General features: G+C 56.6%; 12 protein-coding genes. 3 read left to right on the top strand and 9 right to left on the bottom strand.

The features are described from left to right. Positions 1 to 431: 431 nt before the first annotated feature. A complete protein-coding gene (locus AC1EJZ_RS07905; protein WP_257525666.1) occupies positions 432 to 560 on the bottom strand; it encodes a hypothetical protein in 129 nt (42 codons plus the stop codon). Positions 561 to 572: 12 nt separating this feature from the next. Then, positions 573 to 1,082: a hypothetical protein gene (locus tag AC1EJZ_RS07900; RefSeq protein ID WP_058237810.1), complete on the bottom strand. Its 510-nt coding sequence runs from the start codon at positions 1,080 to 1,082 to the stop codon at positions 573 to 575. 101 nt (positions 1,083 to 1,183) lie between these two features. On the opposite strand from AC1EJZ_RS07900, the gene AC1EJZ_RS07895 reads away from it, so the two are divergent. The 3 genes from AC1EJZ_RS07895 (at position 1,184) to AC1EJZ_RS07885 (ending at position 2,635) form a co-directional block, all read left to right on the top strand. Next, positions 1,184 to 1,366, top strand: a complete 183-nt coding sequence (locus tag AC1EJZ_RS07895; RefSeq protein ID WP_082628667.1) for a transposase — start codon at positions 1,184 to 1,186, stop codon at positions 1,364 to 1,366. A 290-nt stretch (positions 1,367 to 1,656) separates the two neighbouring features. Then, entirely contained in the window at positions 1,657 to 2,049 is a 393-nt protein-coding gene (locus AC1EJZ_RS07890; RefSeq protein ID WP_141757434.1) for a hypothetical protein, read from the top strand. A gap of 277 nt (positions 2,050 to 2,326) precedes the next feature. Then, the gene (locus tag AC1EJZ_RS07885; protein WP_058237808.1) at positions 2,327 to 2,635 is read left to right on the top strand and encodes a hypothetical protein; all 309 of its coding nucleotides are present in this window, start codon (positions 2,327 to 2,329) and stop codon (positions 2,633 to 2,635) included. Here the strand turns inward: AC1EJZ_RS07885 and AC1EJZ_RS07880 are convergent. The 7 genes from AC1EJZ_RS07880 to AC1EJZ_RS07850 form a co-directional block, all read right to left on the bottom strand. Beyond that, positions 2,597 to 3,652: a S66 family peptidase gene (locus AC1EJZ_RS07880; RefSeq protein ID WP_092649047.1), complete on the bottom strand. Its 1,056-nt coding sequence runs from the start codon at positions 3,650 to 3,652 to the stop codon at positions 2,597 to 2,599. The two genes, AC1EJZ_RS07885 and AC1EJZ_RS07880, sit on opposite strands and share 39 nt — an antisense overlap. 103 nt (positions 3,653 to 3,755) lie before the next feature. Then, positions 3,756 to 5,597 (bottom strand): glycoside hydrolase family 35 protein, encoded by a 1,842-nt coding sequence (locus tag AC1EJZ_RS07875; protein WP_480294494.1) that lies wholly within the window; start codon positions 5,595 to 5,597, stop codon positions 3,756 to 3,758. Then, positions 5,594 to 7,255, bottom strand: coding sequence for an ABC transporter substrate-binding protein (locus AC1EJZ_RS07870; protein ID WP_082628665.1), 1,662 nt, complete (start codon positions 7,253 to 7,255; stop codon positions 5,594 to 5,596). The genes AC1EJZ_RS07875 and AC1EJZ_RS07870 overlap by 4 nt, the downstream gene beginning before the upstream one ends. Positions 7,256 to 7,289: 34 nt before the next feature. Further along, positions 7,290 to 8,123 carry an ABC transporter ATP-binding protein gene (locus AC1EJZ_RS07865; protein WP_058237805.1) on the bottom strand — a complete coding sequence of 278 codons (834 nt, stop codon included), beginning with the start codon at positions 8,121 to 8,123 and terminating at the stop codon, positions 7,290 to 7,292. Beyond that, entirely contained in the window at positions 8,110 to 9,120 is a 1,011-nt protein-coding gene (locus AC1EJZ_RS07860; RefSeq protein WP_480294491.1) for an ABC transporter ATP-binding protein, read from the bottom strand. The genes AC1EJZ_RS07865 and AC1EJZ_RS07860 overlap by 14 nt, the downstream gene beginning before the upstream one ends. Further along, positions 9,117 to 10,064 (bottom strand): ABC transporter permease, encoded by a 948-nt coding sequence (locus AC1EJZ_RS07855; protein ID WP_070728235.1) that lies wholly within the window; start codon positions 10,062 to 10,064, stop codon positions 9,117 to 9,119. Before AC1EJZ_RS07855 ends, AC1EJZ_RS07860 begins: the two co-directional genes overlap by 4 nt. Beyond that, positions 10,064 to 11,134, bottom strand: coding sequence for an ABC transporter permease (locus AC1EJZ_RS07850; RefSeq protein ID WP_285016030.1), 1,071 nt, complete (start codon positions 11,132 to 11,134; stop codon positions 10,064 to 10,066). Before AC1EJZ_RS07850 ends, AC1EJZ_RS07855 begins: the two co-directional genes overlap by 1 nt. Between the last annotated feature and the right edge of the window lie 96 nt (positions 11,135 to 11,230).

The raw sequence follows: 11,230 nt of genomic DNA, 5'->3' as shown, positions 1-11,230 counted from the left end.
AAAGGCTGGGCAGGCAAATACAAACCCTAAAACAACACGACACGCCACCAATAGACACACAAATTGTCCGGTAACCCTTCATTTTGATACAAAGTGAGCGTCCTATTTTTGTGTTGCGCGGAGGGGCGGTTTGGCTTGTCAGCGCAGGTTTGTGGATTTTACTCGCTTGTCTATATGCGTCTGCGGGGGTCGCCGAGGTGATGCGCCTGAGGCTGATTTCAGCTAGTGGGTGCGTGCCTGGGAGTAGCCGCTAAAAAGTGTTGCTGGCGCTAAAAGGTTTGTATAGTGAACAGACTTCTTAGATCCTTTTTCTATTTTCTACTGGTAATCATGCGCGAGATCCGAGGCGTAGAGCATTATAGCTTCCCCAGCTTGGCGGATGGCTTGGCGTATATGTTCGCGTTTGAGGTCCAGTGAGCGTAGCTGGCCGTCTACTTCTGCGAGAGCTTCGATACGGCGGTATTGGGAACCGTGTCTTTCAGCGTAATCTGCATAGCCACCGTCCCCAACGAGGCAACCGCGCCATCCTCGCTTTTCAGTCGTTTCGATATCCGATTCATGGACTTTCCTATCTAAAGGATCTTGATAGATTTAGCGACTTTATCCAGATTTGCCTGGTTCTCTTTTTCGAACATGGCAGCAATGGAAACCACCGTATTGTCGTCAATCTTTATAAACCAGGCACGGCTCGTCAGGTTTTGATCACTAATCGTGAAGTCCAGGGTACGCACGTCATGTCCCTGCATTTTGATGTTTTCCACCCGACCTGGCTGTAGGTTGTACTCAAACCCGGTCGCTTGGGAAACGAACGTACCTTCTGCCTGTGGAATCTCAGTTACGTTAGGATCCTGATTACCGACCACATAGTTATACAGGTTTTTTGAAGCGTGGATATTGCTCCAGTTAAAGAATTCTCCTTCCGTATTGTCATAATCCTTTGGATAGGCAAACTCAACCTTGCCAGCAACTGTGTCAGTCATCCAGCCGTCGGGTACTTCCGGCGCTGCCTCTCCACCACCGGCGCAACCGGCCAGAGAAACTGCACAGACCGCAAACATGGCCCAAATCGCTTTGTGCTTCATTACACCCCTTTCTATCAACACCGACGATACACCACTACGTGAGTGTTACCACTGGTTTAGTGGACACCCAATTGGTACGGATGTTGTGTCCGTAGGAGAGGATGTTCATTGTGAGTCAGCAACGTAAGGGGGTTACACCGGAGTACCGGCGCGAGGCCGCGTATCTAGTGATTGAGTCCCAGCGCCCGATTGCTCATGTGGCGAGGGAAATTGGTGTCGCTCCTGGGCTTTTGGGCAAGTGGGTCAAAATGAGAGGGAGTGCCGAGGTGCCTGCGATGGGATGAGCGGGGCGGATCTTCGGGCTGAGAATGCTCGTCTGCGTCGTGAGTTGGCAGAGGCCAGGATGGACAACGAGTTTTTGCCAAAAGCGATACCCTTCTTCGCTGCGAAGCAACGCGAACGAAAAAGTTCGAACTAATGTGGCAGGAGAAGGCGAATTAAAGTTTCAAGCGTATGGCACGCCTGTTGAGGGTGTCTCGGTCCGGATACTACAAATGGGCTGGCAATCAGCAACTATTACAAGGAAGAACAACGGTTGATTTTTGCGTATTCTCCGAGCCGTGCGAGCGGTTCGGTGGCTGAGAAAGGGATGCAATCCGCGGCGGCGCAACGCTACATTGCTTTTCACGAGGCTGGCAAGGCTCAATGGCAGGGAATTCTTGATGAGGCTAAGCAGCCTTCGAGTGGTGTGTCTGGGATTCCTGGGGCTGTGGGTGGTGTGTCGAAGGTGTCGAGTGATCCGAAGGATGTTTTTGCGAAGTATGCGGATCGTCTGGAGGGCCTGACGGATGCTTTGAATGATTCCCAGAAGGCGACTTTGGGCATGATGTATAAGCTCGCTTCGAAGAAGGGAGGCGAGGACTCTATGCAGAAGGTTGAGGAGAAACTCGGTATTGACCTCGGTTCGAAAGCGGGTCTGGACAAACCAACCGCTGCAACGTCGTCGCATATTGAAACCGAGGCATAGCGCTTTGGAAGTATTTACGAAGCACCCTCGTGATTTCAACTATTTCCTGCGTTGTTGACTCACAATGAACATCCTCTCTTACGGACACATCATCCGTACTACTTGGGTGTCCACTAAACGAGGGTAACCTCTAAACCGTAATCTCCGTCTCCTTGACCGAAAATCGAAATCAACGAAACTGACGGAAACGAGGCAGACCTTTTCGACCTCTTTCGTTCTAACAGCTGTGAATAGTTACCCCAGTGGCATACGGGATCACTTCAGGTGTAGGAATTTGATGAGGAGCCACATCAATCGAGCAGAATTCCTGAAAATGATGGCTGCTGGCCAGGCACTCACACCCGGAAGTGAAGCCACGGAGTTCATGCATGCCCGCGCAGTCCAGACCCGGCTTCTGTGTCAGCAGCTGAACTCAGGGGTGCACAGCGCCGAGCAGCTCCGCGACATCATTCAGCAGATCACCGGCGAACCTGCCAATCCAACACTTAACGTGGTGACTCCCCTGACTATCGACTGCGGCATCAACCTGCATTTTGACGAGGGCGACTCACACGGATGCGAAATGTGCAATCACCGCGCCCGCTGACGGGTCAAGCGTGATTTCACCACCATAGGGCAGGACAAGTTGCGGTCGCGTATGGCCAAACGGCAACCCGATACACACCAGCAGGTCGCGCGTGTAGTCAACGATGTTGGACAGAAGGTACTCGGTGTAGGCCTCGCGGCGAGCCGTGACCACAGCTTCCGGCTCGTCGGGCATCTCCCGATTACGCACCACAGGACGGGCGAACACCAGACCTGCGGCGGCGTCCAGATACCCACGCTCCCCCATCGCGCGCACCCAGCGTCCCACGTAATCCGGCGGTGGCAGCATTTCGGATGTCTCCAGCAGAAGAATCGCACCTTCGAGTTCACGCGCCGCCGGCAGACGGTCCGCGAGCGCCAGCTGATCGATCACTTCCATGCAGCCGCCCCAGGTGCGCCCTCGTACAAGTGCGTCAGGGCCGATAAACTCGAGGGGAATTGCGCTTTCTCGTCGGACAGGCTCAGTCAGTGCCTGTGGCGTCGACCAGTCCCACCCGTAGTCCTCACTGTCTTCAGGCATGGGCAAGGGCAGGTCTTCCTGACCAAAAAGCGCTGCACGCACCGTTGCCAGGTGCTCGCTATCCACACCAGGGCCACTTCCGAAATGCACCATGGAGGCGCCACCGTGATATGACGCGATTTCGTTGCGCCACAACCAGTTCAGGATATTTGTGTTGTCACTGTATCCGAACACCGGTTTCGGGTCACGTCGGGCCAGAACAGGGTCAAGGAACCGGGTGATCCGGATCTGATCGTCGCCGCCCACGGTGGTGAAAATGGCGCGGATCTGCGGATCAGCAAGTGCGGCATTGAAGTCCCTAGCGCGATCAGCTGGTGACGCATTCATTGCCGCCGTGGTGGGGTATTCAACCACTTCCACATTCAGCAGCTCTTCCATGCGCGAGACTGCCTGGCGGTGAACCTCCGGGAAATAAGCCGGTGCCGCCCACGCAGGTGACAGCAGTGCCACTTTGTCGCCAGGCTCTGCAGGAACAGGTGCCGAAATCTGGTGTGCCATGGTTGCCATCGTAGAGCCACCGCGGGCACCTCTCCATGCACTCAGGCCCTGGCTGCGCCGAGCCAGGGCCTGAGATGTGTCCGCACCAACGGTTCCAGTGCTTCTAGTCCTCCGTGGTGAACAGCGGATGGTCGATAAGTGAGACCGAGGGGTGCTCACATTCCAGATCCAGCACGGTGATCCGATGTCTGCCGGGTTTGAGCAGCGGCGACGGGACGTACAGTGCGTGCTGTGGCCCGATATTCCAGAAACGCCCCAGGCAGAAGTCATCAATCCAGGCGATGCCGTGACCGCATTGCGATACGTCCAGGTAGGCGTCCGCCTCGTCCTCGACGTCAAATGCCGCCGAGGCAAGAACTGGCAACCCGGCCGAAGCGCTGAGCTGGGAATTTACCACATCCGTTTCCTGACATGCGGCAAGGAGCGATTCTGGCGAAAGCGAGACAACCTGCCAATTGTTCAGGAAACGCACCCCGTACCAGATTCCTCGAACGACTCCCTTAGGATCGCCCAGGTGGGGGCCAAAGTTCACACGCCCCAGGTTCTCGACGAGTATTTCCAGGTCAACCGTTGTCCCCTCGAGCGATTGCCTCTCCGCAACATCGCCCAGCGCAGGCTCCAGCGATATTTCCTGGTCAGGATCGTTGCGATCAGCAACTCCCAGGAAGACCCCATTACCCCACACGTAGGCCCTGTCGTGCAGCTCCATGAACCGAAGCGGCACAATGGCGCCGTCAGACCAGGGGAAGACCGTGATCTCGCGTTTGAGCAGCTGGAATCCCAGGTCGATTCCCGCTTCTTCAAAGGTGGGAACCCACGGCCAGCCTTCACCTTCACTGCGCCACAAGGGCAGTGTGCGCAGGTTGTGGGAATGCTCGAGCTGCAGATCCAGGCGCGGCTGCATTGTGGGATTTTCCGTGATCCCCAGACGTTCGCGTTCTGCCTCGTAATCGGGAAGATCCCGGTAGCGTGCGATCGTCTGTCGGTAGGCGTGGAATTTTGCCGTGAGCCTTCCGTCTTCAGCAATGGGAGCGTCGTAGTCGTAGCTGGTCGTGGTCGGCTGGTAGTCCTCCGCCTGGTTCGCACCGGCCCACAGGCCAAAGTTGGTGCCTCCGTGCGCCATGTAGAAATTGACACTCATGCCGTGCGAGAGCATGAAATCAAGTTCGTTCGCACAGTCCTGGGCGTCTCTGTCGTGGTGGGGTTCTCCCCAATGGTCAAACCACCCGTTCCAGAACTCCATGCACACCCCCGGCCCGCCGTCTGTCCACTGAGACAGCACGGGGAGGACCTGTTCAGCTCGCGACCCGAAGTTACCGGTCGGATACGCGCCCTCCACGGTTCCGGCAGATAGCCACAGGGAAGCGCCACCATCGCTCGTCACCAGGAGTTCATCGATCCCACGATCGGTGACCATATCGCGCATAATCGCGAGGTATTGCGCGTCATCCCCCCATGAACCATATTCGTTTTCCACCTGGACGGCAACGACGTTGCCACCCCTGTTGGATTGGCGCTGCGCCACAATCGGGATGAGCTGATCGAACCAGCGGGACACTTCCGCCAGGAACTTCTCATCGCGGCAGCGCAGCCGCAGGGATGTGTCGTGCGTCAACCACGACGGCAGGCCGCCGTTTTCCCATTCGGCACAAATGTAAGGCCCTGGTCGCACAATCGCGTCCAGGCCAAGCTCCGCCGCAATGTCGAGGAAGCGGCCGAGGTCTCTGCCACCTTCAAATGACACAACCCCGGAAGCCGGGGCGTGGAAGTTCCACGCCACATATGTCTCGACGGTATTGCAGCCCATCAGGGCCAGCCGCTTGAGACGGTCTTCCCACAAATCCGGGTGCACTCGGAAATAATGCAGTGCGCCGGAAATGATGAGATGCGGTTCATTGCCGCGCAGGAACTGCGCGCCCCGCACTTCCAGTGTTGATCGCGTCATGATGATTTCAGATTCAAAATATTGAGAATAGCGTCTGCCGGCAAGGTGTTATTCGGTACCCAGGTAGTTTCTCCCTGAACAGGCCAGCCTGTCCACCTCATCGAGTTGAGCTCGGCTTTCCAGCCGGCAGTTGCTGTGGCGATGAACGGGGCCTCCTCAGCCAGGATCTCCTGTGCTTCGACAGCCAGCTTCTTGAATTCATCATCCGTGCTTCCCGGTGGGAATTCTCCAAGCTTGACGCCGATCTCATCGAGACGCTCGTTCTTGAAGAACATCTCGTTGCCGTCATTCTTTTCTCCAGGCGTTCCGACGCGCGCCGAGTCAAAGTGCGTAACGACGTCCGTGATCTGCAGACCCTGCGTCGGGCTCGAGGACATCATGCCGTAGTCGCCCGATTCGACCAGCTGAGAAAATGGCTGGTCAGCCAGCTGGTTGATTCCCACTGTCAGGCCGAGGTTCTGCTTCCACTGGTCAGCTAGGATCTGCGCCGTCAGCACCCATTCGGTGTAGGGCTGGTAGACATCATATTGCAGCGTGTAGGACTGTCCGTCTTTCACCAGATTGCCGTCGACAACCTCCCATCCGGCGTCAGCCAGATCTTTCTTGGCGGCTTCGACATCCAGCTTTGCTTCCTGACCACTCGCGAGGATATCTCCGTACACGCGGGGGTCAAGACCAGCCTTCGTCGGCACTGAGTATCCAACGTTGACAGCCTTCGCGGCAGCTTCCAGGTCAATCGAATCGCGCAGCGCACGCCTGACTGCGGGATCGTCGTACGGTGCTTTCATCGTGTTGAAGACGATTCCGTCGCTGGTGCCCACCGGGTAGAAGGTATAGCTGAAGTGCTCGGGGTCCTTGCTGACGTATTCTTCATCAGCGTTTTCCCACCCGGCCGTGCCGTAGTCAATTGTCCCCTTCTTCAGGGCGTCCTTAGCGGCGTCAGCACTCATGGCCATGATCTTCACGGTCTTGACGTCAGTGGATGTGTCACCCCAGTAGTCGTCGCGCATCTTCAGTGTCAGCTGCTGAGGCGAGAAGGAATCAAGGACGAGGGGACCCGTCCCGATCGGCTCAGGGTTGGTGAAGGTAGCCGGATCCTCGTCTTTCCACACGTGCTCCGGAATGATCTGGCGCTTTGCGAATGAAACCAGGTCAGCGAACGCCGGTTCGTCGTACACGACCTTCACATGAGTGTCGTCGATAGCGCTGACTTCCTTGAATGGGTAGTACGCCTTGGTCTTTCCGTCGATCACGAGCTGCCAGGTGAACGCCACATCCTTCGCGGTGAATGGTTCACCGTCGCTCCACGTCGCATCGTTACGCAGGGTGAATGTCAGTTCTGTTCCATCCTCATTGAATTCCCATGATTCAGCAAGGAAGGGAAGAACCTCACCGGCCTTGGTGCGATCAAGACGAACCAACGGCTCGTAAAAGAACGCTGTGCCCGGCGTAACCGCAGTTGCTGTCGGGGAGAACAGGTTGAAGTTCTGACTCCAGGTGGTTCCGCCCCAGCCGGCAATCTTGACCTCGGAGCTCGATGCGTCTCCGGAGGCACTCGACGATGCCCCGTCTCCCTTGTCGAAGGAGCACCCGACGCCGGTCAGCGTCACCGCTGACAACAGGCCGACTGCCAGTGCTCGTCTCCATCTCCTCATCATTGTGTGACCTTTCTGGTACGTAGTTGGATTTCTTTTATCGCTTTTTCGTTCTCTTGACTCGCCTGCTCGGATCCGGTGCAGCGCCAATCAGAACCCGCGTATAGTCGTGCTCAGGTTCGTGCACAATCTGTTCGGTCTGGCCCACTTCAACCAGCTTCCCGTGGTACATCACGGCCATCCGGTCAGACAGGTATCGCGCACTGGCAATGTCGTGCGTGATGTAGAGGATGGACACGCCACGTTCATGACGCAGCTCATCGAGCAGATTCAGCACACCGATTCGTATCGACACGTCCAGCATCGACGTGGGTTCATCTGCCAGCAGCACAGACGGCTCCACAGCCAACGATCGCGCGATCGAGACGCGTTGCCGTTGCCCACCGGACATGGAACTGGGATACCGGTCGATGAACTCTGAGGCAGGAGTCAGATGCACGATCTCCAGCAGTTCCAACGTTCGCTGCTCAACTTCCTGCCGACTAGTGGCGCGGCCATGCAGTTTCAACGCTCTGCCGATGATGTGACGCACCGTCTTCAGGTTGTTGAGCGAGGCAAACGGGTCCTGGAAGATCATCTGCACCTGCCCGTAGTACTCAATAGGCCTGATGCGGTTCGGCCCGCTGAGGTTCACCGTCTTGCCGTGCAGCAAAATCTGCCCGGAATCGATGTCACCGAGGAGGGCAAGGGCACGCGCCAGCGTCGTTTTTCCAGAACCCGATTCACCGACGAGGGCGACCACTTCGCCCTTGTGCAGCTCGAGGCTGACATGATCGCAGGCAGTGACAGTGCTGCGTCCACCTGATTGTGCCTTGCCTTCAAAGGTGACGGTCACATCTTCAGCGGCGAGAACCACTTCAGTTTCGGGCATGGTCGTTCCTCCTCTCCACCATGACGGGGCAGGCCACTGAGCGTCCGCCTCCGAGATCAATCAGAACTGGCGGCTTTTCCTCGCACCGCGGTTCCCTGAATTCACAGCGCGGCGCAAAGGGGCAGCCTGGTGGCAGATTCAACAGGTCGGGAGGGGTGCCAGGAATCTCGTGGAACTTCCGCTTGGGCTGGGTCAACGAGGGGAAAGCATCCCGCAGACCACGCGAATACGGGTGGATCGGGTCATCTGCCAGGTCCTCGCCATCAGCAATTTCAATGAGCTTGCCGGCATACATGATTGCGATGCGATCAGCGATCTCGAGGAGCAACGACAGGTCGTGCGTCACGAAAATGACCGAGAATCCCAGCTTTTCCTGAAGTGCCAGAATCTCGTCGAGGATCTGGCGCTGCATGACGACATCGACGGCAGTGGTCGGCTCATCCATCACGATCAGTTCTGGATCGCATGCCAGCGCCAGCGCGATCAGTGAGCGCTGCCGCATCCCTCCGGACAATTCATGCGGGTAACGTGTCATGGCGTCAGGGCCAATGCCAACATCTTCCAGCAGCGACACTGCGCGTTCCTGGCGAGCCTTCTTATCCATCCTGGGATTATGGACTGCCAGCACGTCATCGAACTGTTTGCCCAGACGCATCACCGGGTTCAGGCAGGCCATCGCCGACTGCATCACGATTGACAGATCAACCCACCTCAGGGGGCGGATCTGGTCCTCACTGGCACGCGCCAGATCGATGACCTTTCCGTCTGGGGAATAGTAGCGAATTGCGCCAGATGCGATAACGGCGGGCGGTTTTTGCAACCTCATGATCGCTGTCAGAAGCGTCGATTTTCCGGAAGCTGATTCACCAGCCACGCCCAGGATCTCGCCTCGATGCAGCGTGAAGCTGACGTCGTTGCACGCCCGCGCATCGGCGTCAACACCAAGATAGTCGACGCACAGGCTGTCAACTTCCAGCAGTTTCACTGGCTCTGTCATGAGGTCACCGTCCCTGTATCTGCGCTCCACATCACGGGCTGATCGCTGGATCGAATCTCTCGGTCACGTTTCCTGTTGAACTTGCGGGTGATGCTCGTCAATCGTGCGTTCAGTGAGGGGTTCGTGATTTCATCCAGACCGAAGTTCACCATTGCCGTCGCAAAGCCGATCAGGGCGATACAGATACCTGGTGGCAGGAACCACCACCACATGCCGCGCAGCAATGCGCCCTGCTGTTGTGCCTGCCCGATCTGCATACCCCAGGACATTCCGTTTGTATTTCCAATACCTAGGAATGCGAGGGAGGATTCAGCGAAAATGCCAGCCACCAGAGCACGCAGGAACATTGCCGAAATGATGCCGCCCAGGTGAGGCACGATTTCGACCATGACGATTCGCCACCTCTTTTCTCCGATTGAACGCAGAGCCGCAGTGAAGTCTCTGTTGCGAAGAGAAAGCGTTTGCGAACGGATGACTCGCGCACCACCGGGCCACTCCAGGAAGCCGATAATCAGGGCGATCATGACGATCCCGGCATTGTTGATGTAGCCGGCGATGATGAACATCAGTGCAAGGCTTGGGAGGGTCATCAGCACGTTCACGAAAGCCATCGTCACCTTGTCGATCAGGCCGACTGAGTATCCCGACCATGTTCCGACCAGGACAGCGATCACCGTTGCCAGAAGACCGGAAATCAAACCGACGAATACCGATCCGCGCGCGCCTTTCACCGTCTGCGCAAATACGTCCTGTCCGGCAAGGTTCGTGCCCAGAAGGTGTTCGCTGCTTGGCGCTGACCCCATGTTTTCGTAGTCGACGGCTGCCGGGTCCAGGTTCATCACTGTGGTAATGAACAGTTCACCGAAAATCGCAACGATCAGGAAGAAGATCAGGACAGAAATTCCGACCTGTACTTTGCGGCTTGAGAGAAATTGCTTGAGCATCAGTTCTCCCTCGTTCGAGGATCGAGAACCACGTACAGGGAATCTGCAACGAAGTTAGCGATCAGGACGGCAAAAACAATCATGAGGAAGATGTTCTGCATGACTGGATAATCCTTCGCGAGGATCGACTGCAGCAGCAGGTAACCGATCCCGGGGTAGGTGAAGACGATTTCACTGAGGACGACACCACCCACGATGCCTCCCATTGCCATGGCCAGATTCGTAATATTCGGCAGGAGCGCGTTACGCGCCGCGTAGCGGAACAGCACGGTTCGCTCGGGCAATCCCTTTGCTTTTGCCAGCGTGACGTAGTCTTCCGAAATCGTCGTCACCATCATGTTTCTCATCGAGAAAAGCCATCCGGCAAAACCGATCAGGATGAGGGTGAATGCGGGCAGTGCGCCATACCGCAGCACGCTCATAACGAAGTAGAAGTTATTGATGTCGAAAGGAACATCGGGGTCATATCCACCTGCACCAGGGAACCAGTTCAACTGGAAAGAAAAGACCCACAGCACGACCATCGATACCCAGAATGCTGGGAATGATGAGAACAACGTTGAAGCGGGAGTGAGGATGTTGTCGAGGCGCGATCCCGGGTTCCAGCCGACGATGGCTCCCAGAGCAGTTCCCACGAGCCAGGCGAGTAAAGTTGTAACACCTACCAGCAGGACGGTCCACGGCAACGCACCACTGATGAGTTCTCCCACGCTGGTCGGGTATCGCATGACGGAGATACCGAATTCGCCGTGCAGGACGTCCCAGATGTAGGTCAGGAACTGTTCCACGATGTTCTTCTGCGGATCGCCGTAGAGGGAATACATCGACTGAACCTGTTCTGCACTGAGCTTGGTTCCCGTTTGTTGTTCGATCTGGCGGGTCAACGTGACCACCGGATCGCCGGGCATGAAGCGCGGAATGGCAAAGTTCAAGACGACTGCCACAAAAGCAGTGACGACATAGAATCCCAGGCGTTTGAGCAGATAGACCAGCCCGCTTGGACTGTGTCGTTGCCGTGTCTTTTCCGCAGCGGCAACTTCTTCTACGGAAGCGACTCCTTCTCGAGACATCGGCACCCTCCCTTGGGTTACGTAGTCGATTCTTCACGCTACAAGTTGTGAGTATTACTTATATACGATCTTGGGATAATAGCGCGGCTCAGTTCA

Source organism: Pauljensenia sp. C0170B5, from assembly GCF_056590195.1.
This window is presented reverse-complemented; position numbering and strand designations above follow the sequence as displayed.